Here is a 21834-nt window from a genome sequence, read left to right as displayed (position 1 = left end):
GTTCAGCTTATAAGTGGGTGGCAAGAGCGATAGATGCTGCATCAGACTGAAACGACTCGTTTAGCAGTTTGGCGATCGTATCAGCGTTAGCAGGGCGACTGAAGTAAAACCCTTGACCTTCATCGCAGCCTCGCGCTTGCAGGTAGTCACGCTGCTCCTTGGTTTCAATGCCTTCTGCGGTGATCGTTAACCGCAGACTTTTTGCCAGAGCAATGATCGCATCAGTAATGGTGGCGCTGTCCGGGTTAGACAGTACATCTCGGACAAAAGATCGATCGATCTTGAGCATATTAACCGGAAACCGTTGCAGGTAGTTGAGGGAAGAATAACCTGTACCAAAGTCGTCTAGGGCGAGGGACACGCCAAGTTCTCGCAGTTGCGTTAAGATATTGACCGATCGCTCAATGTCAGTCATCAATGCACTTTCAGTCACTTCCAGTTCTAAATACGCAGCTTCGAGTTCGGTCTCTGCCAAAATTTGGCCAACCATCTCAACCAGATTCGCCTGCTCAAATTGTCGAGCCGACAGATTCACCGAAATCCGCAGGGCTGGCAGCCCAGCCAGTTGCCAGCGACGGTTTTGAGCGCAAGCCGTTCGCAAGATCCATTCACCAATGGGGACGATCTCGCCATTGGCTTCGGCGATCGGAATAAATTTTGCCGGAGAGACCAAACCTTCTGTAGAATGCTGCCAGCGAACCAGCGCCTCCGTTGCTGTCACCTGTCCGCCGTGCAAGTCGATCAGCGGTTGATAGTAAACCAGTAGTTCGTTACGATCCAGCGCTCCGCGCAGGCTATTTTCTAGGGCCAGTCGCTCCTGTAACTGAACGTTCATTTCGGGTGAATAAAACTGATAGTGACTCCGCCCTTGCTGCTTTGCCTGATGAAGTGCGAAGTGAGCTTGCTGAAGAAGTTGCTCTGGAGAATTGGTATTTTCTAAATGGTTCAATGTAATGCCAAGACTGGCGGTGAGGTGGATCGGTTGACCCTCTACAGAGAAAGGTTTTGCTAGCGTACTCAGCAGCAGTTGGGATAGCTTGACCACACTCTCCAGCGAGTGGAGTTCGCTGCGAGCGATCGCAAACTCACCATCGCTCAAACGCGCCAAGACATCTGACCCATCCATGCACTGTACCACCCGTTGGGAAACGGCTCTAATTAGTAAGTCGCATATCCCAGGCTCCAACGCATGGCGCATCCCTGTGAAATCGTCGATACCCAATACCAGCACTGCGACCAAGGGTGAGTGATTTTGAGAGCGGGTTTGATTCAGGCGATCGCAGAATAAGTCACGATTTGGCAATCCCGTCAGTTCATCGTAGTGGGTAATGTAATGAATCAATTCATCTAGTTTGTAAAGCGTTTGTGAGGAATTTGCCATCAGCGTACCGACTTCATCAGTAAACTCTGTGGGTAAGTTCGGCAAAGTTCTTGTATCGAGGTAGTTTTGTAGAGCCTCCGAGGTTAAGATTACCGGAAGAAGGAGGTAGCGCAGCGTATAAAGGGTTGCTGCCGTACCCGCTAATGTCGCCAGCAGAGCAACCAGCAGAACCCCGACTGATGTCTCTACAGAGTAAGCGTTTGAGGTAAGAAACCAGACCATTAAGGTTAGCAAAGGAACGTGCGTGCCTAAAAATGCAACCACCATAATTTTGGCAGTGTAGCTTTTCTTCAGCCAGGGGAGATACGCCAAGAATGAGTATAGGTTAAGGTTATGTTTTGGTTGCATAGGACTCGGTTTGAAATTTCAAAGTGGGTAGAGTATCCAGCAGTCTGGTACTAGGTGCGTTGGCTTCAGAAACGACTTTTTTAACTAAGGAGCGATCGCCTTAGATTTGACCGATATTTTACAAATCGATCGACAATACCGAACCGCGACCGCTTGTGTGATAAAATATCCAAGCGATCGCCAAACAACAAATATATATACTGACCCTAATCGCCTTTCTCAAGAACGTCAATGATCCGGGCCAAAAATTACCCAAATAGAGTTTTTTGAAAGCTATAAATTAGAGCGACCTTCAGCTTTTAGTCTGCTACTGATAACTAATGAATAATGACTAATGACTAATAACTAAATTACTAAAAGGGTAACTATGAAAAAAGTAGCGGTGTTTGGCAACGCTGGAGGTGGTAAATCAACTCTCAGCAAGAGATTATCGGAAATCACTGGTTTGCCACTTTACGTCTTAGATAAGATTCAATATCAATCTGGGGGCGCTGAGGTTCCCAATGAAGAATATAAGCATACCCATGAGAAAATTTTGGCTGCTGACCGATGGATTATTGACGGGTTTGGTTGTATGGAAACCGTCTGGCTTCGACTCAACGAGGCGGATAGTCTGGTTTTTGTCGATCTGCCATTATACGTGCATTTCTTGTGGGTGACTAAACGGCTGATTACAGGTAAGTTTATACCGCCAGAAGGCTGGCCGCAAAACAGTCCGATATTGAAGAGTTCAATTAATAGTTACCGTGCTCTTTGGTTGTGTCACAAGTATTTGACTCCAAAATATCGCGAGTATGTCGATCGCGCTCAAAATACCAAAAGTGTTTATCACATCAGATCCGCAGAAGAGATTGCACAATTTTTGGAATCGATATCGCAAATGACAGTTGACAACTGAATGGGGAATGGGGAATGGGGAATGGGGAATGAAGAATAACCAATAACCAATAACCAATAACAACTGACTACTGACTACTGACTAATCACTACTGACTAATGACTGCTGACTGCTGACTGCTGACTAATGACTAATTGATCCTACAGCCGATCGCAAATTCCCTTGAAACTCGCCCAGAATTCGATCGCACTCTTCCTTTTCCAAATTAGTCCAGTGCATCATCAAAGCTAATTTAACCGACTTGCCGCTTTTTTCGAGCAAAAAACCCGCCTCCTCCCGGCTTAAATCAGTCAAATCCTGCAACATCCGCACAGCCCGATCGCGCAATTTCTTATTAGTCACGGCCACATCAACCATCCGATTGCCGTAAACCTTCCCCAGCTTCACCATTACCCCAGTCGAAATGATATTTAAAGCCATTTTTGTGACTGTACCGGCTTTCAAGCGCGTCGAACCCGCCACTACCTCCGGGCCAACCAACAACCGAATATCAACATCAGCCTCAAAATTCACTTGTTCGACGGGTACGCAGGCCATAAACACAGTCTTCGCCCCCCGCTGGCGCGCCGCCTGCAAAGCGCCCGCGACAAACGGCGTCGTACCTCCAGCCGTAATCCCGACAACCACATCTAAGTGGGTAATTTGACGGTGGGCGATCGCCTCGACCCCATCCTCAGCCCGATCCTCCAAATCCTCCGAACTCCGCACCAAAGCCCCCGCACCCCCGGCAATTATGCCCTGTACGAGTTCGGGCGGCGTGCAGAAGGTGGGGGGACACTCGGCTGCATCCAGCACCCCCAAACGCCCGGAAGTACCCGCACCGACGTAAAACAGGCGGCCTCCTAGACGCAGAGACTCGGCTGCAATGTCGATCGCTTGGGCTAACTGTTTGCGGGCACGGGCGATCGCGCTTAAGGTTTGGGCGTCTTCCCGGTTGAACAAGTCCACTAACTCGATCGAACTGAGTTGGTCTAAATTCTCGCTGTTGACATTCACCTGTTCCGTCAGCAGATGGCCCCGTTCTTCCAAATTCTTCATAATTTTTTCTGCGTTATTGGTCATGGGTCATGGTCATGGGTCATGGGTTATGGGTCATGGGTCATTGATTTAGAGAGAAACCGCAGATAAACGCAGATAAACGCAGATGTTTTTCAAGATTACAGAGCTATTTTTGCAATTAGACTCTACTAATGACTGCGGACTCTCACAAAAGTCCTTCGAGTCGGCGGCGAATAGAATCCAGTTCGTTTTGGGAAACGTCAGAATCTGGATCTGGATCGGGTTCGGGCTCCGGCTGCCACTGAGTCTGTGTTACATTGTCTTCTGGCGGGATCGCCAGCGCGCCTGCAGGCACCAGTTCCCAATCATAATCAACACTGTCGCAGAACTCCTTAATTTCCTCCTCGTCGATCGCCTCAACCGTGGGCTCTGGGAAATCCTGAGCTTCCAACATCACGCCAAAGCGGGTGGCGTCGTCTTCTGACTCAAACATCAGAACTTTATTGCGATCGCCGAGTTGAATGGTATGAATTCCCTCATTCTCGGTGCGGGCATTGAAGAGTAAGACGAACACTCGCATAAGTTTTAAAGACCTTCTTAACCACCGTTTTTTTATCTTAGGAGCGATCGGGCAACCGATTTTAAATTTTATATTTTAGATTTTAGATTGACCACCGATCCTGCACTGGCGGGATCGAAAGGAATTGGGGCATTTGGACGACTTGGTTTGATATTTGAGATTTGAGATTGACCGCCGATCCCGCACAGCGGGGGGAATCTAGGGGATTTGGGGGAGCTGGAGGACTTGGTTTTAGGTGGTGTTGCGTGTTTTGATTAAGTTCGGTAAAGGTTTCTGGAGTCTACTCTGGAGTGGGGGCGTGCCTTTTGCCTGCGTTCGACCCGGGGATCGGCACTTCCGACCTCACTTTTGAGTCTACCAAAGGCAGAAGGCACCCTGGCGAATCACAGAGATTATACCTGTCTAAAATCGGCTGATTTCCTATAATTCCTGAATTCTCTGATTTTTGAGAAACACCCATGACTAACTCGGACGATAACAAAAATCAACTCGCACCCCGTCCCCATCGCCGCTGGTGGCGTCTGCTGCTGCTTAGCGGTACGGGATTAAGTATTCTCGCCTTGGTGGGGGCAGCGGTAGGATACCAGTGGGTGCGGGAAAAGTTAGCTCCTTTGGTGGAAACGGAAGTCAGTCAGTTGCTGAAGCGACCTGTGCAACTCGGACGTTTGGAGAGATTTTCTCTGACAGGTTTGCGGTTTGGCCGATCGACTTTACCTGCAACTCCTACCGATCCCGATTACGCTTCTACTGAAGCAGTGGAAGTGCAGTTTTCGGTTTTGCCACTGCTGTTCAACCGCACTCTCAAATTAGATATTACCCTAGTTAAACCCAGCGCTTATATCGAACAGGATGCTCAAGGCCGCTGGGTTAATATTCCAACAGCAGAGCGGAAATCTCCGGGTTTATTTAAAACTGAAGTTGAGGCAATTCGAGCTGAAAATGTCGCCGCAGTTTTGGTGCCGAGTCCCGCAGTCGGACAGAAAACTTCGGCTCCGATTTCTGTAAGCTTGAAAAATGGCAGCGCTCTATTTCGCGACCAAAATAAGCGCGTTCTCTACGAACTAAACGGTCAGTTTACTAACAGCGATAATTTTATAGTTAAAGCTGATTCTATGTTACCCGCTGCTCAAACTAACGTGCAGTTGCAAGGTCAAAATTTGCCTTTGTACGACCTCGCTCGACTGCTGAAGCTTCCCGCCGGCATCTTGTTACAAAAAGGTCTTGCTAATGGTAATTTGACCGTGCAGTTGCGAGAAAATAAAGTATCGGGAATTGTGGGAACGGCTAGTTTTGGAGGAGTGCAAGCAAGTATTGCTCCGCTGAAACAAATCGTACAAAATAGCAGCGGTCAGTTGCGGTTTCAGGGAACTAATGTGATTGTCGATAGTCTGGCGGCTAATTACGGTTTAATTCCGCTTAGAATAGCAGGAACAGTTGCCACTGGAACCAATTTTAATTTGGAGAACGCTAGCTTCAATCTAACAACGAACGTGCAACCAGTCGCTTTGGCAAGTGTTGTCAGTGCGGTGGAGACAGAGTTAGGGAAGAAAGTAGTATTACCCGTGGCTGTGGCGGGGGAAGTGAAGGCGGATGCCAAGCTGACTGGAACAGTTGCAATGCCGGTGCTGACAGGTGCGATCGCCTCGACAAAACCCGCTACGGTCGATCGCCTGCAATTAAACAATATTAGCACTAATTTCAAATTGGAACGGGGGAGAATGGCTCAAACCCCAAATCCCAATTCTCAATCTTCTATTCCCCCGTTTTCCTCTTTAGGTTTGACTTTGAGCGATATTTTGGTAGTGCCGGCGGCGGGTGGTAAAATTGGCGGGAAAGGTGAAGTCGATATTAGGTTGGGAAGTGAGAATTCGCGATCTGGTTTGGTGTTTGACTTGCAAGCTGAAAATGTACCCGGAGACGCGATCGCGCAAATTTACGCTCTCCCAATTCCTGCTGGTGTTAATATTGGCAATGTCTCCGCAAAAGCTCAAATTTTCGGCCCGTTAGACAACATTCAAGCGAGAGTTCAATGGCAAGCACCGCAAGGAACTTTCCCGGCAGCGGGCGAAATTAGAGCCGCAAGGAATTCGGCAGATTTGCAAAATACAGTTGTGAAAATTGGCAACGCTTCTGTTAACGTGGATGCTGCGCTAAAAGACCGTCAGTGGCAAGCTATCATCGAGGGCGATCGCGTGGCCCTCAACAGTTTGCAGCCAGTTGTACCGGGGCTGAGTTTGCCTCCTGAAGTAGGGGGTTTGGTCAGCGGAACCGTCGAAGCTGCGGGAACTTTGGACGATTTGAGTTTAAATGCGATCGCTGCGACGGGCAAAGGAACGCTGAATATTGCTGACAGTATTGTTGATGTTAATGGCGAACTCGAATCGGGGAACTGGCAAGTTGTTGCCAACACTGAAAAAGTAGCTCTCAATCAATTGATTGATATTGGCTTGCCGTTCTTAGCACGGGAAACGACCGCCAATCTAGACAATCTAAAATCCAAAATCCAAAATCTAAAATCGCTAGGCGGACAGCTAGCAGGTGAATTTCAAGTCGCGGGAAATGTTGACAATTTGACTGCTGGCGGAATCAATGTTAATGCCAACGGTAGGCTAAATTTTGCCGACAGTAATGTCAATTTAAACGGAGAATTGGTAGCGGGAAACTGGCAAGCAACAGCAGAAACAGATCGCACTTCCATCGACCGCCTGGTAGATTTGACACTGCCGATTTTAGATGTGGCTTCAGCATTCAATCCCGAAAATCAGCAATCTGCCAATCTCAACAATCTAAAATCCAAAATCCAAAATCTCAAATCAATTGACGGACTCCTATCGAGTCAAATTACAGCATCGGGAAGCCTTGACAATTTGACGGCTAGCACCATCAATGCCAGCGGCAGCGGCAGACTCAATCTTGCAGGCAGCAATGTTAATTTAAAAGGAGAATTGGTAGCCGGAAACTGGCAAGCAACAGCAGAAACAGATCGCACTTCGATCAGCCGCTTAGTAAATTTAGGATTGCCGCTGTTAGATGTTGGCTTAGCTTTCACTGCTGACAATCCCCAAACAGTCGCCAACCTCAACAATCTCAAATCAAAAATCCAAAATCTCCAATCGCTTGACGGACAAATATCGAATCAAATTCAAGCCAGCGGCAATCTTGATAATTCAACCGCCGCCGATATTTCTGTCAACAGCAGCGGCCAACTCAATATTGCCGACGGTACTGTTGCTTTTAGAGGTAAATTAGAAGACAGACGCTGGCAAGCTTTCGCCGATGCCGATCGAGTTATTCTCAGTCGCTTAGAACAAACTGTTCGCAATCTCCAACTGTTTCCGCTGACGGCGACTTTGCCGAAAGGATTTGACGGCAGAGTTAACGGCGAATTCCAAGCAGCGGGCAGTTTGGATAACTTGACAGCCAAGGGAATTAGTGGTAGCGGAGAAGGACGGATTTTGGTCGATCGACTCGGGGCGATCGATACTACCGCAAAATTGGAAAACGGCAACTTGCAAGCATTGCTGGAAACGAACGGAATTGCCGTCAGTAATTTAGAACAAACCCTCAAACAAACAGGTTTGCTGACAGCGGATTTACCGCCAGAAATTGAGGGAACCCTCGACGGCCAAGTCCGCATTTTGGGAACAGTAGATAATTTAACCGCCAACGGCATCACCGCCAACGGCGACGGACAAATTCGACTCGCCAACGGCGGAGGAATTGTCAATGCTAAAGGCAGCGCCGCATCGGGGAATTGGCGCGCCTCAATCGAGGGCGAGCAAATTGCTCTAAGTCGCTTCCAGCAAGCCTTTGAGTCGCAGCGACAAAGCTTGCAAAACGGAGGTGGAGTCTCTGGTTCCCAAAATCTCCCCCAGCTTCAAGGACTGTTTAACGGCAATATCAATTTATCCGGCCCGATTGCCGCTTCCCCACAAACAGTTCGCGCCGGCGGCAGTTTCCGCATCTCGGAATTGCCGTTTTTGAAACAACCTTTTGAGGCAGTATTTAATTGGGATGGCAAACGGGTGGAAATTGAGAACGCCACAACTCCAGGTTTGACAGCAAGCGGCTTTGTTAACGTCGAACTCGGAGGTAAAGGAGGGCCCTCAATTTCTAACTTAGATTTGGATGTCAAACTCGCCAACTTTAACCTGGAAGCCTTACCAGCAGAACAGTTAGCATTTTTGTCTGCAATTGCGGACAAAAATTCCTCACAGCAAAACCCACCCCTGCGCGGCAATGTAGATTTTACCGGCAGCCTCACCGGAACCCTCGCCGAACTCAGCTTAGTTGGCGACGTGGAAGTGCGGGATTTAGCAGTAAATCAAATCGCTTTTGACCCGGTACTGGCGGGGAGTGTGAATGCGGATGCTGGGAAAAGTGTAGATTTGCGTTTGGCCGGCGCAAGCGACAAAATTGAAGTAGCTTTAAATCAATCTTTTCTGCCGACATCTTTCTTAATTCAACGCGGGGAATCTGTCGCTAGGGGCCAAACCGAGGGAGAAACTTTGCGAGTTAATTTAAGCGATTTTCCCCTGGCTGCTTTGAATCTCACACCGGGGAAAGAGGCCGGTTTGGGGCCGATAACCGGTACGGTTTCGGGACAAGTAAATGTGCCCGGTTGGAAGATGCCGTTAAATCCGGCGACTTTGCAAGCAAGCGGACAAATTGCGATCGCCCAACCGGCGATCGGCTACATTAAAGGTGACAGTTTCCAAGCCGAATTCAGCTACGCTAACGGCAGCGCCACTCTCACAAATGGCATATTCCGCCAAGGCAGCGGTCAATACTTAATTTCCGGCAATGTTCAAACAGGCGCCAACCCGCAATTTGCCGGGAAAGTTAACGTCCAGCAAGGCAATTTGCAGCAGGTTTTAACCGCTTTGCAATATTTCAATTTAGGTGACTTAGCTAGAGGCTTAAAACCTCCCGTTTACGGTGACAGCGGCGACGTGCAAACTGTAGCAGTCGGAGAACCGGATGCCCCGCTAATCGAACAGTTGCGCCGCTTGGCAGAAATTGAAACTATTTTGCAGCAGCAGCAGGCAGTGAAATCATCAGAAAAATTGCCTCCCTTATCCCAATTGCAAGGCACTTTTGGCGCGGAAATTGCTGTCGCAGGTTCTTTGCAAACGGGCGTGCAAGCTCAATTTAACGTGAAAGGCGATAACTGGCAGTGGGGAAGATATGTCGCTGAAAAGTTCAGCATTGAAGGCAGTTTTCAGGACGGGATTTTAACTGTTTTGCCTTTGGAAATTCGATCGGGCAAAAGTGCGATCGGCTTTTCGGGACAACTCGGGCAAAAAGCTCAATCCGGGCAGTTGCGGATAGAAAATGTGCCGGTGGAAGAGTTGGCAAAACTGGTGGAATTGCCTTTTGTGGATGTCACGGGAAATCTGAATTTGCGGGCGAATTTGGCCGGCAGTTTGGAAAACCCGCAAGCCACGGGAGAATTGAGTTTGGTTGAGGGTACGCTAAACGGAGAACCGATTAAACAAGCCGACGGCAGTTTCAGTTACAGCAACGCCCGCCTGAATTTTGGCGGCAGCGCTTTGGTAACTCAAACCGAACCGATTGAAGTGCAGGGAAGTTTGCCTTTTGAGTTGCCCTTTGCAGCCGTGAAAGCTGATAGCAATCAAATAGATGTGAGGGCGAATTTGCAAAATGAAGGTTTGGCAATTATTAATGTATTGACTCCGCAAGTGGCGTGGGTCAGCGGTCAGGGACAGGTGCAAATTCGCGTCGGAGGGACGCTGCAAGACCCTGTAGCGCAAGGAATCGCGAATTTTGAAAATGCAACCGTCCGGGCGAGAGCCTTCCCAGAACCGCTGACAGGGCTGACTGGGACGGTGCGCTTCGAGGGCGATCGTATTCGGGTAGAGGGAATTCGGGGACAGTTGAGTCAGGGGCAAGTTGTGGCCGCTGGCGTGATTCCGTTGTCTGTGCCCTTCGCCGAGGGCGATGTCGATGCGGATAATCCCCTGGCTGTCAATCTCGACAAGTTGGCAGTGAACCTCAGAGGATTGTACAGCGGCGGCGTAGTCGGTCAAGTGCAGGCAAGGGGCACGGCGAGGCGCCCGCAGTTGAGCGGTAATATTGAACTGTACAACGGCGAAGTATTTCTCCGGAGTCCCGGCGGCGGCACAACTGAGTTAGCTTCTTCCTCTTCTGCTTCCGATTCTGATTCGACATCTTCTGCTTCTCCTGCGACTGAGGTTTCTGCTTCCCCTGCGACTGAGGTTTCTGCTTCTCCTGCGACTCCGACTTCCCCTTCCTTTGAAGTTGGATTGAACGATTTGCGGCTGAATTTGGGCCGGGGAATCCGGGTCACAAGTGCGCCGATATTGAGTTTTCAGGCGACTGGGGGCTTGACGGTGAATGGAACTTTAGATGACCTTCGCCCGGAGGGTACGATTCGGTTGACCTCCGGGTCGGTGAATTTGTTTACGACAGAGTTTAGACTCGATCGAGGATACCCGCAGACTGCGACCTTTGTACCAACACAAGGACTCGATCCGACGCTGGATGTGAGATTAGCAACTTCGGTGCAGGAAGTAACGCGGTTCCGCACTCCCGGCACATCTGTAGCCTCTGAAATCGCAGACGAACCGACAAGTTTCGGCAATGTGCGGAGTGTCCGAATTCAAGCGTTGGTGCAGGGAAGGGCTTCTCAGTTGGCGGAAAGTCTGGAGTTGAGGAGTTCTCCGAGTCGATCGCAAACAGAGATTGTAGCGCTGTTGGGCGGCAGTTTCGTGCAGACTTTGGGACAAGGAGACAGTACGCTGGCGATCGCAAATCTAGCTGGTGCGGGTTTATTGAACAACATTCAATCTGCGATTACTAACGCCACAGGATTGAGCGAATTTCGCTTATTTCCCACTCGGATTAGAGGTAACGAAGCACAAACAGCTAGTTCGAGTTCAGGTGCGGGTTCTCTCGGTTTAGGTTTAGAAGTTGGGTTTGACATCACGCGCAATATTTCAGCATCAATCATTCGAGTTCTGTCAGCCAATCAACCGACAGAATTTACTGTGCGCTATCGAGTGAGCGATAAAATTTTACTCAGAAGTTCGAGTAATTTTCAAGGAGACAACCGCGTCACTGCTGAATATGAATTGAGGTTTTAGTTAGCAAAAAATACCGTTTACAAAAATCTGACTATCCTCAACCCGGAGCAGAGAAAGTGAAAAGAAGGGAAGCCATAAAACTGATAACAGTAAGTATTAGTTCTTTAACAGAGACAATATATCGCTCTGGAGACCAATATATGCTTGGAAGTACGGTAAAAAATCATTATGACTGGATATTACTATACTGGATGCCCTATGACAATAATCTCTCAAGATTCGGACAACCAATTCTTCAAATGCTAAGTAAAGGTGTAAAAAATAATAAGGTTTTGGTAGTCGTACAATCAGACTTTAGTGGAGCAGCACAAGTTTCTAGAAGTCTGATTAGCCAAGGTAAAGTTGATACGCAATACTTAGAAACAGCAGATAGTAGTAGTGCAGAAGTCTTGAGTGAGTATCTGACTTGGGCCCAATCTCAATTTCAAGCCAAACGCTGGGCTATTGTGTTTTTAGGTCATAGTGGAACGCTTATGGAAATCAGCCCCGACGAGCATCCCACGTCCCCTTTAATTTCAGAAATTAGATGGATGAATCTTCAAAAAATAAATCAAGTTATATTGAATTTTAACCGCTCTGTAAAGGGAAATATAGACTTATTATTTTTCCAAAATTGTAATAAAGGAAATATTGAAGTACACCATACCTTCCAAAATACTGCTAAGTATACGCTTTCATCTCAACTGCAACTTGGAGCGCCCAATTACTATTATGAGCAATTGTTAAGCCATTTGAGCGATTATCCAGACATTGATGGTTCTCAGCTAGCTAAAAAGATTATGGATTATGAACAGCCTGATATGTACCATAGTTTGACATTAACTAACAATCATTATTTCCGCTATTTTACCGAAAAAGTTAATGTTGTGATTGATTCTATTTTGCAAGCAGATATTGCGCCAGTGAAAGTTTTTATATCCTCAATTTTAGGACCTGAAGTCAATTTTTCCAATAACACTACTGTAGTAGTTTATCGTAACTTTGGAGAAACCTTTGTTGATTTCGCAAATTTTTTACAAAAACTTACCGAATTATCAGGTGCAAGTCCGTCAGCCTGTAACGATTTATTGTTATTTTTCAATAATTTTCTTATTCAGAGAGTGCAACAGCATGGTGAATTACTTGACTCAAGAATTAGACATAAGTATAAAAGCTTATCAGGTTTAGGCTTGTTCTTACCTAGAAATCGGCAGAAACTGGAAAAGTATTTGTATTTATCGGTTTATTCAGACTTAAAGCTTGTAGAGCTTTTTGAGGCAGTTGTATTCGAGACAAAAAAGAACTAAAGGGATTGGGGATATTTTACTTTTCCGAATTGACAGAAGCAGTCTGGGAGGTAAAATAACAGCCAGCATTCGCTCCCAATTACCACTTCCGAATGCTATAATATAAATAGCAGAATTAAAGCCCTGCTGCCAACCCCGCACACAAGGTTATAGGAGTTAAGTCAAATGGCAAACAAACTCCAAGTAAAAACAGAGTCGATCGGCTACAGCGACTTTTACTGGAACCGCTTTAGTCCGAGAGTTGCGACTATCAGCAGTGTCCGCAATGCCAATCACTGGGACGGCGGATTTATCACCTATATTGCATTTCCCACAAAAGTAGAAGCTACAGCAGCAATGAAATATTTGCTTTTGCATCAAAAAGCTGCTGATGTCGATATGCGGAAAGCCAAGCGAATGAAAGCAAAAGGCATTCGGTGGGAACTCAAAATTCGGGGTTTAGCTTTTAATGAAGTGCTGAAGCTTGCGACGATGGATATAACTGGAAAGCTAGTTATGTCGCCTGCTACTACTCAAGCCACAGGCTGATAATTGAAAAACTTCGTAGTTGCGCTAAGGGTGGTAAAGCGCAACTACCAACCTAAAAATCCCTAAAATATTGCATTGTCCTTCTTCCTTCTTCCCTCTTCCTTCTATAATATGCGTTTCATCAGCCCCAAAACAGACTTTGCATTCAAAAAAATATTCGCTTCTTCCGAACATCCAGAAATTCTCATCAGCTTCCTAAATGCAATGCTGTATAACGGAGAACCAACTATCCAAGAATTAGAAATAATTGACCCTTATTCAGCAGGAAGCGTTACAGGATTGAAAGACACTTACCTGGATGTCAAAGCCAAGATTACCGGTAACAAAACCGTGATTGTGGAAATGCACGTACTCAACGTCGCCGCCTTTGAAAAACGGGTAGTATATAATGCAGCCAAAACCTATTCTACTCAACTCAAAGCCGGAGAAGGTTATTTAAAGTTAAATCCAGTGATTGCTTTAACCATCACCGACTTTATCTTGTTTGAAAACACCGAAAAACTAATCTCAAAGTTTGAATTCACAGAAACAGAAGAGAAATTCGTCTATCCCAACTGCGAGTTAAAATTAGTGTTTGTAGAGTTACCGAAATTCAAAAAAGAATTGAATGAACTCGAAACTCTGCCGGAAAAATGGATTTATTTTATGAAAAACGCGCCCTCTTGGGAAGCAGTACCAGAGACATTAGGGTCTATTGAAGAGATTAATACCGCGCTGGGAATTGCCAACCGAGCAAATTTGACCCTAGACGAATTGAACGATGTAGACAAGCGAGAAATGTTTATCCAAGACCAAATCGGGTCTGTGATGAAAGGGATAGAAATTGGTCTACAACAGGGAATCGAACAGGGAATACAACAAGGAATCGAACAAGGAATCGAAAGGGGTAAAATTGAGGGGGAAATAGGATTAATTATGCGTCAGATAGTGCGGCGGGTGGGTGATGTTACAGTGGAAGTTCAAACTCGCATCCAGGGGTTATCTGCGGAACAGTTAGATGATTTGGGAGAGGCTTTGTTGGATTTTAGAAGTCAAGAGGATTTGATTGCCTGGTTGGAGTCGGCGGGATGAACTGATGAGTTAAAAAGAGAGTCGGCGATTTTGGCGGATTTGGTATAATTTCCAATCTGTGCATTCATTTAAACTTTAGTATCTGCCGGAACTTCCCTCTGTACCAGCATCCAACCTAACAGCGCTAAAATAAGACCGAGGGCGAGAAATCCTAAATCCCAAGCTAACTCGTTGATACCGGGTTTGACGTGGTGGATTCCCAAAATTTGATGGTCAACAATGCCTTCTACAAAGTCAAACAATCCAGCACCAATTAATATTGAACCGAAAAAAGTTTGAGTTGACAAAGGAACATCTTTGCGCTTCACAGCACGCCACAAACAGAAGATGCCCGCCACTGTTACCAACCAATCCGCAGCGTGAAACAATCCATCTCCGAGGGTATTTAATTCTAAACCGACAACGGTAGTATCGGTTTTAACGCTGCTAAACATATGGTGCCACTGCAGGAGTTGATGCAGCACAATGCCGTCAAAAAAGCCTGATTGACCGATACCGAGGAGAATTCCTGCGATAATTAGAGGTCGGCGGTTGTTAGCTGCGGTGGTTGGTGCGTTTGTGCGATCGTCCAATGGAAAACCTCAGATTATTTAACTGCTGAGCCTGGGTCTGTGAAGGGATTTGCCAGTACATTTTGTAGTTTTGCTGGGGAGGAGGGGCGATCGCATCATCCGCGAGAGAGATTTATCGACTGAAGTGCGATCGCGCCTCGATTTTTGATGGATGATTGGGAAGTGCGATCGAATCTTGCCTCCCATAACTTCTACAACACCATCCACATACTAATTGATAGTTTTCATTACATTAAACCTCAACATATTTGCATAAAGTCCTGGCTTCAGGAATAGACGAACCAGATTGACGCAACTCTGCTAAATGAAAAACTATTGCTGCTTTAATTTGCTGTTCGACTTCCTCGATAGTTGTACCTGTTGCTACGCATCCGGGTAAATCTGGAACATAAGCAGAATAATTGCTTTCTGATTTCTGGATCGCAATTGCATAACGTATAATTCTGCTTTGACTATCTGCTTTTGGGTTTGCCAACACCATAGACCCTTCTGGCGTCAATTCCCATCTGTCGCGAGGCGAATTAGTTTCTACATATCGTTTAACCAAGCCATCAGCAGCCAGTTTTTTTAAGACAACCATCATGTCAGGTTCTCGCGGTACATCTCGACGGGAAAGTGCATTCGCGAGTTCGTACCAACTCCACTTTCCTTGACCTTTAGCTACTAATTCCAGCAGCACTAATTCAAGCTGGGTTAATTGAGTTAGGTTTTTCATTGGTTTTATCGTATAACTTATCCAACTCGAAAAGATTGCCCCATCGCTTGAAATTCTTGAGTCTCTTCTCGCTGCAATTGCTGTCTAATTTTGGCAAATTTCCTAACTGTTTCCACAGAGTACAACCGTTCTCCACAGCTTAGGCAAACTTCAGCGGATACTTTTAAGATAGCAGTATGCTTGCCGCCCCGTCAAAGTTTATCGACTTCTTTGATAACTATTTCACCGCCGCAATTAGGGCATTTTTCTACAGAGTTCATTCGTAATTTCTCCTAGGCAAATACTGCTTCTACGGCTTTCGGCAATGCGATGGGTACGAAATATGCGACTGGATACAAATAATCTTCACCTGATTCATCAATAACTCGGATAAATTGATGTTCCCCAGCGCGAATATCCGGTATTATTTGGTAGATTTTTCGCACTTCTAAGGATGCTTGATAGTCTTGATTGTTAATGCAAACTACAAATTGTGTTTCTAAGTTATGGGGATTCATGACTCCTCCTATAAAATATATTTGATTTTAATTTCTTTTTTTCCAATGCCGTGTGCTTCGTACCAATGTAGCTCAGCTTCGCAGGCTGTACCATCAGTAAGGATAATTGTTGCAATTCCTTTGAGTTTTCTCCAACGTCCATTACCATAATTTTTATGCAAACGTTCCACTTCCCGAATTGAGTTGCCAACTGCTATTGTTTCAATATTAGTAATGTTTCCGATAATTTGAAAGTTCATTCGACATCAAACATGATGTTAACAATTAGTATCACTGGTAGGCTTTTAGCCCAGTCCGGTGAATGCCAGGTATACGAAACGTAGAAGTAGCGAGGTTTCGTGGTTCAAGCTTTGGTTATTATAACCTTCACGAAACTCTGTAACCCTTAGATGTTACACTCTACAAGTCTCGACGCGAGAGAAGAGAGATTCCCTCCTCCACACACACCCCCCCCACACACTCCCAACCCACCCAATCTCGCCCCCACTGGGAGGTGCCCCCTATGTGCTTTGGTGTTGAATTTTAATTCGTTGTAGTACAACCATTTGTTATTCACACGCCAACCTATTCGATCGCCAAAAGCGTCCCAAATTTCCTGATCGTATTCTCTGCTTCCTCCCAGACTTTGATAGATGCGTTTCTGCACCGAAAAGCCGAAACGTCCGTTACTGTATTTTACCCAAAGTTGGTCAATAGTTCGTAAGTCTTCACAGGGGAATCGATCGATATCTTCAGCCCTCAGCCAGCCATCCCCCGCTCTCCCCGCTACTTCCAGCATTTTTATTGCCGTTTCCCCATCCGCCTCTTGCCATTTTCCGCTAGCCAACAGCCGATCGAGGTTGCGATAATTGACTCCTTTTGCTGAAATCAAATTTATACGTTGTGGCTGTGGCTGCGGGCTAGGAATATTTTGTTTGGGGCGCCAAAGGGTTCCTATCCATTGTAGAATTGGTGGCGGTGGCTGCGGGCTAGGAATCGTTGGTGAAACACCCCCTCTTTGTCCCCAATTGCCAATGGTGGCTTGTGGAAGCATAGCCAACCATTTTTCCACCGACTGAGGGCGCTTTGTCGCATCCATTTCCATCCCTTTCATAATTGCCTGATGCACCGCATCGCTAATATTAGGATTAATCTGAAACGGCGGCTTTAAAGGATGATTTAAAGCCCTCATAAATGCAGCAGTTGGTGGTGTTTTCGTTAGCAGATAGTATAGCGTTGCCGCCAGAGCATAAACATCTGTGTACTCAGCAAATCTGCCCATTTCCCCGTACTGTTCGGGAGGCGCAAAACCATGTGTTAACCCAAAAGTCATTTGTTGAGTGCGATCTGGAATAAAACCCCGCGCTAAACCAAAATCAATCAAAACTGCATCTTGATTGTCACGCACCATAATGTTTTGTGGCTTGATATCCCTATGGAGTAAACCTTTTTCGTGAACTATTATTACGGCTTCTCCTGCTTGGCAGATGTAGTTTAAAGCTTCAGTTTCTGACAAAATACCGCGCCTTTCCACCCATTTCCACAAATCTTCTCCTGCCACATATTCCATCGCAATGCAAGGCAAATTACCATGATCGAAATAGTTGTCTATTTGCACAATATTGGGATGCCTGCACACAGATAGCTTTACCGCCTCATCCCGGAATCTGTCCCGATACCGGGCAAAATTTGGATCTCTCAATAATTCATCTTTCAGCGTTTTGATGACAACCCGCTGCCTGTTTTGCGCCTTCTGCGCTAGGTACGTGACCCCAAAGCCACCCTCACCTAACTTGCCTTCAATGATATACCGATCGCCATTTAACCGCTGCCCCGGCGTCCAAACCATTCTCCTCACCGCCAACCAATATTAATTTTTATCTCGGCCTAGCCTGTATTTTAACTGTATTTTCTAAGTTCGGTTTAGTTCCACGGGCCCAACTTCAGTTCGCCTTCCCGGTGATGGTTGGCTTTTAGTTCGATCGCCCTTTTCCCACATAATTCGATCGACAAATTCGCAGCAATCTCATTAAGAATCATAAATCCCAAAACCTCATTGTCCAAACAGACCCTTTCTGTGCAAACCTAAAAAACAGCAGACACAATTTTATAAACTCTAATTACAGAACCCTAGCAACCAGTTATGCAAACTCTGCCGAACCCCACTAAAACCCTCACCACCGAACCAACCTTCGACACCACCATCAAACGCCGCAAAACCCGGCCCGTCAAAGTCGGTAGCGTGACGATCGGCGGCGGCAACCCCGTCGTCGTACAATCGATGATTAACGAAGACACCCTCGACATCGACGGTTCAGTCGCCGGAATTCGGCGCTTGCACGAGATAGGCTGCGAAATCGTCCGCGTCACCGTGCCCAGCATGGCCCACGCCAAAGCTTTAGCCGAAATCAAGCAAAAACTGCACGCCACCTATCAACCCGTGCCCCTCGTGGCCGATGTCCACCACAACGGCATGAAAATTGCCCTGGAAGTCGCCAAACACGTAGACAAAGTGAGAATCAATCCCGGACTTTACGTGTTCGAGAAGCCGAAAGCCGACAGAACCGAATACACCGACGCCGAATTCGCGGAAATTGGCGAAAAAATCCGCGAAACCCTGGAACCTCTGGTGATTTCCCTGCGCGACCAAGGCAAAGCTTTGCGAATCGGCGTCAATCACGGTTCCCTCGCCGAACGGATGCTGTTTACCTACGGCGACACGCCCGAAGGCATGGTGGAATCGGCCCTGGAATTTATCAAAATTTGCGAATCCCTCGACTTCCGAAATATCGTACTTTCCCTGAAAGCCTCCCGCGCGCCCGTGATGGTTGCTGCTTACCGCTTGATGGTGCACCGGATGGACGAACTCGGCATGGATTACCCGCTGCATTTGGGCGTCACGGAAGCAGGAGACGGCGAATACGGCCGCATCAAATCCACCGCAGGCCTCGCACCTTTGTTAACTGACGGTATCGGTGACACCATCCGCGTCTCGCTGACAGAGGCCCCAGAAAAGGAGATTCCCGTTTGCTACAGCATTCTGCAAGCCTTGGGACTGCGGAAAACGATGGTTGAGTATGTCGCTTGTCCTTCCTGCGGTCGCACTTTGTTTAATTTAGAGGAAGTGTTACACCAAGTGAGAGAGGCGACCAAGCATCTCACGGGTTTGGATATAGCAGTAATGGGCTGTATTGTCAATGGCCCGGGAGAAATGGCTGATGCTGATTACGGCTACGTCGGGAAGCAACCGGGTTATATTTCGCTGTACCGGGGCCGGGAAGAAATTAAGAAAGTGCCGGAAGACCGAGGGGTGGCAGAATTGATAGACTTGATTAAATCGGACGATCGCTGGGTCGATCCTTAATAGCTGTCGTTAGCGCAGCCCTCGGAGAGGATCGTCCCTAATGCGTGTTTTTAAACCCGGAGATCCCCCCTAACCCCCCTTAGTAAGGGGGGGACAAGAGCGCTCAAAGTCCTTGTTAAGGGGGGACAATAACGCTCAAAGTCCCCCTTCTTAAGGGGGATTTAGGGGGATCGAGACTTTGATACAAACGAAAGAGATAGAGGGTTTCAGTCTTAAGTTGACACCGCAGAACTCGGCAAAGTGGAATAATATATGTACGCCAAACGCGAGCCGGCCTTGCCTGTGTTAGATTGAGCGTAATTATTCTGAACTCTTTTCCTCCCGCGCGTCAGACAAATGGTTATAACAAAACGAGGGCTTGTTCTAAGTGCAGCAGCAGTGGTACTCACTGCTGTAACTCTTGCGAACACTGGTTGCAGTTCTAAATCTCTGGCTTCTTTTCGGGGAAGCCCTAAAGAGTTGGTTGATGAAGTTTGGCAAATTATTGACAAAAGTTATGTAGATGGCACTTTTAACCAGGTTGACTGGAAAGCGGTGCGGAATGATTATTTGAACCGGACTTATACCAGCGACGAGGAAGCTTACAAAGCAATTCGGGAAATGCTGAAGAAGCTGGACGATCCTTATACGCGGTTTATGGACCCTCAAGAGTTCAGAAATATGCAGGTTGACACTTCTGGGGAACTGACAGGAGTTGGGATTCAGTTGACTCAAGATGAGGAAACCAAAAAGTTGGTGGTGATTTCGCCGATCGAAGATACCCCTGCTTTTACTGCTGGTATTCTGGCAAAAGATATTATTACTAAGATTGACGGCAAGAGCACCGAAGGCATGGATACGAATCAAGCGGTAAGTTTGATTCGCGGCCAGGTGAATACTGAAGTGACGCTGACTATTTTGCGGGGAAGCAAGGAATTAGAATTTAAGCTGAAACGCGCTAAAATTGAAATTCATCCTGTGCGGCAGTCGGTGCAGAAAACTCCCATCGGAGAAGTCGGCTATATTCGCTTAAATCAGTTCAGTGCGAATGCTGCATCGGAAATGCGATCGGCAATTAAGGAGTTGGAACAGAAAAAGGTAACGGGCTATATTTTAGACTTGCGTTCCAATCCCGGCGGGTTGCTGTACGGAAGTATTGAAATTGCTCGGATGTGGCTCAAAGAAGGTACGATCGTCTCGACGGTCGATCGAGTCGGTGAAGCGGATAAACAAACGGCAAATAAGGCAGAGCTCACAGACAAACCGCTAGTTGTACTGGTAGACGGCGGTTCCGCAAGTGCTAGCGAGATTCTATCCGGTGCTTTGCAAGACAACAAACGCGCGGTTTTGGTGGGAACAAAGACGTTTGGTAAAGGTTTAGTTCAGTCAGTACGCGGCGTGGGAAATGGTGCCGGTTTGGCGGTGACAATTGCCAAGTATTTTACTCCCAACGGCACTGATATCAACCACGCCGGGATTGAACCGGATTTTAAGGTAGAACTCACCGACGCTCAAAAACAGGAATTGAGGCGCGATCGCGATAAAATTGCTACGACGGCCGATCCCCAGTACGCGAAAGCTATGGAAGTTTTGACACAGCAAGTTACTGGTAAAACAGGGAACAATAAGGCGGAGTCGAAACCGAATGCAGCGCCCCCTAAACCGAATGCGGCGCAAGCAAAACCGAGTGCAGCACCTTCTAAATCTAAATAGAAAACCTGTATAGGGTTTCAGTGAAAAAAAAGCATTCGGGGGAAGATTTACGGCTAAAAGCCAAGATTGTAAACTCGAATGCTTCGCTATTTTTTGCAATCCGTCCTTGCGAGTCATCTCAAATCCGGTAGCATCGTCGGACGTAAAATCCAGTCAACAGTAAACCATCAGGGACGGTGCCACCAGAATCGATCTAATTAATCTCTGTTTATCTGCCCTCATCTGCGGTTAAAAAAAGATAATTTCTGAACCGCAGATGACAATGGATTGACGCTGATTCACGCAGATGAATAGAAGAGAAATATGAAGAATTCCGAGGCTAACAGATTTGAGATCCGGTTAGCTTTCGCGATTCAGACGAAAGTAATAGTAATTCGTCATTGCGGCTGGCATTTGCCGGCGCGAATTAATCCGATGCGGCGGGCGATGGCATCTTCGGGCGAATCGTAAGGGCCCCACTTTTCAATAATACTGGGGTTTTGTTCTTCAAGTTGCGCGATCCTCTGCGAGGGCTCCGCCAACGGCAAAATTTCGCAATTACCCGCAGGACGTTTGACAATATAAAATTTTGGTGTTTCTGTCATAGCTAAATTCGTCAAAGAAAAGCTGGATACTAACTAGGCAATTGGCTCATTATATCAAATAGCGAAACGGCAATGCCGTGTCCCAAGTGTGTCTTAGCATTAAACTCGCCGTCCTACAGTAGTTGAAACCCCTCCCCGACTGCGGATTTAACCGCCTGCAACTAATAAGAATTAAAAAAAACTAACACTTTGGGAAGATGCCACAATATTTAT

At 46.8% G+C, this 21834-nt stretch carries 17 protein-coding genes and 1 pseudogene; 7 read left to right on the top strand and 11 right to left on the bottom strand.

What is annotated here, in order from left to right; translation table 11 throughout:
• Positions 1-7: 7 nt before the first annotated feature.
• A complete protein-coding gene (locus QUA33_RS00610) occupies positions 8-1648 on the bottom strand; it encodes a bifunctional diguanylate cyclase/phosphodiesterase (RefSeq protein WP_333145642.1) in 1641 nt (546 codons plus the stop codon).
• 448 nt (positions 1649-2096) lie between these two features.
• On the opposite strand from QUA33_RS00610, the gene QUA33_RS00605 reads away from it, so the two are divergent.
• Positions 2097-2627: an adenylate kinase gene (locus QUA33_RS00605; RefSeq protein WP_333145639.1), complete on the top strand. Its 531-nt coding sequence runs from the start codon at positions 2097-2099 to the stop codon at positions 2625-2627.
• 123 nt (positions 2628-2750) lie between these two features.
• On the opposite strand, the gene murQ is transcribed toward QUA33_RS00605, so the two are convergent.
• Together murQ and QUA33_RS00595 are read right to left on the bottom strand one after the other, a co-directional pair.
• A complete protein-coding gene (murQ, locus tag QUA33_RS00600; protein WP_333145808.1) occupies positions 2751-3665 on the bottom strand; it encodes an N-acetylmuramic acid 6-phosphate etherase in 915 nt (304 codons plus the stop codon).
• Between the two features lie 166 nt (positions 3666-3831).
• Positions 3832-4206: a DUF3110 domain-containing protein gene (locus QUA33_RS00595; protein WP_333066613.1), complete on the bottom strand. Its 375-nt coding sequence runs from the start codon at positions 4204-4206 to the stop codon at positions 3832-3834.
• A 458-nt stretch (positions 4207-4664) separates the two neighbouring features.
• Here QUA33_RS00595 and QUA33_RS00590 point away from each other — a divergent pair, with 458 nt between their 5' ends.
• The 4 genes from QUA33_RS00590 (at position 4665) to QUA33_RS00575 (ending at position 14218) form a co-directional block, all read left to right on the top strand.
• On the top strand, positions 4665-11333 hold the full coding sequence (locus QUA33_RS00590) for a translocation/assembly module TamB domain-containing protein (protein WP_333145637.1): 6669 nt from the start codon (positions 4665-4667) through the stop codon (positions 11331-11333).
• A 56-nt stretch (positions 11334-11389) separates the two neighbouring features.
• A complete protein-coding gene (locus QUA33_RS00585) occupies positions 11390-12619 on the top strand; it encodes a clostripain-related cysteine peptidase (protein ID WP_333099519.1) in 1230 nt (409 codons plus the stop codon).
• A gap of 165 nt (positions 12620-12784) precedes the next feature.
• Positions 12785-13147 (top strand): hypothetical protein, encoded by a 363-nt coding sequence (locus QUA33_RS00580; protein WP_333145635.1) that lies wholly within the window; start codon positions 12785-12787, stop codon positions 13145-13147.
• A 111-nt stretch (positions 13148-13258) separates the two neighbouring features.
• A complete protein-coding gene (locus tag QUA33_RS00575) occupies positions 13259-14218 on the top strand; it encodes an Rpn family recombination-promoting nuclease/putative transposase (RefSeq protein ID WP_333145633.1) in 960 nt (319 codons plus the stop codon).
• Positions 14219-14286: 68 nt separating this feature from the next.
• Here QUA33_RS00575 and QUA33_RS00570 read toward each other — a convergent pair whose 3' ends face one another.
• The 7 genes and pseudogenes from QUA33_RS00570 to QUA33_RS00540 form a co-directional block, all read right to left on the bottom strand.
• On the bottom strand, positions 14287-14790 hold the full coding sequence (locus QUA33_RS00570; protein ID WP_333145631.1) for a DUF2243 domain-containing protein: 504 nt from the start codon (positions 14788-14790) through the stop codon (positions 14287-14289).
• A gap of 18 nt (positions 14791-14808) precedes the next feature.
• Positions 14809-14997, bottom strand: coding sequence for a hypothetical protein (locus tag QUA33_RS00565; RefSeq protein ID WP_333145630.1), 189 nt, complete (start codon positions 14995-14997; stop codon positions 14809-14811).
• Between the two features lie 25 nt (positions 14998-15022).
• Positions 15023-15505, bottom strand: a complete 483-nt coding sequence (locus tag QUA33_RS00560; RefSeq protein ID WP_333145628.1) for a type II toxin-antitoxin system HicB family antitoxin — start codon at positions 15503-15505, stop codon at positions 15023-15025.
• 17 nt (positions 15506-15522) lie between these two features.
• Positions 15523-15684 (bottom strand): annotated as a pseudogene (locus QUA33_RS00555) (YgiT-type zinc finger protein); the annotation flags it as partial.
• Between the two features lie 93 nt (positions 15685-15777).
• Complete coding sequence (locus QUA33_RS00550; protein ID WP_333145626.1) at positions 15778-16002, bottom strand: hypothetical protein; 225 nt, start codon at positions 16000-16002, stop codon at positions 15778-15780.
• An 8-nt stretch (positions 16003-16010) separates the two neighbouring features.
• Entirely contained in the window at positions 16011-16241 is a 231-nt protein-coding gene (locus QUA33_RS00545) for a hypothetical protein (RefSeq protein WP_333145624.1), read from the bottom strand.
• Between the two features lie 146 nt (positions 16242-16387).
• On the bottom strand, positions 16388-17830 hold the full coding sequence (locus QUA33_RS00540; RefSeq protein ID WP_333145621.1) for a serine/threonine-protein kinase: 1443 nt from the start codon (positions 17828-17830) through the stop codon (positions 16388-16390).
• A gap of 294 nt (positions 17831-18124) precedes the next feature.
• On the opposite strand from QUA33_RS00540, the gene ispG reads away from it, so the two are divergent.
• Positions 18125-19345, top strand: a complete 1221-nt coding sequence (ispG, locus tag QUA33_RS00535; protein ID WP_333145618.1) for a (E)-4-hydroxy-3-methylbut-2-enyl-diphosphate synthase — start codon at positions 18125-18127, stop codon at positions 19343-19345.
• A 336-nt stretch (positions 19346-19681) separates the two neighbouring features.
• On the top strand, positions 19682-21037 hold the full coding sequence (gene ctpC / locus QUA33_RS00530; protein ID WP_333145616.1) for a carboxyl-terminal processing protease CtpC: 1356 nt from the start codon (positions 19682-19684) through the stop codon (positions 21035-21037).
• A 377-nt stretch (positions 21038-21414) separates the two neighbouring features.
• On the opposite strand, the gene QUA33_RS00525 is transcribed toward ctpC, so the two are convergent.
• On the bottom strand, positions 21415-21621 hold the full coding sequence (locus tag QUA33_RS00525; protein ID WP_190660003.1) for a DDE transposase family protein: 207 nt from the start codon (positions 21619-21621) through the stop codon (positions 21415-21417).
• Positions 21622-21834 lie beyond the last annotated feature (213 nt).

This window comes from Microcoleus sp. Pol14D4, assembly GCF_036701245.1.
Lineage (GTDB): Bacteria > Cyanobacteriota > Cyanobacteriia > Cyanobacteriales > Microcoleaceae > Microcoleus.
Note: the sequence above shows the minus strand (reverse complement) of the source record. Positions and strands in the feature narration are given on the sequence as shown.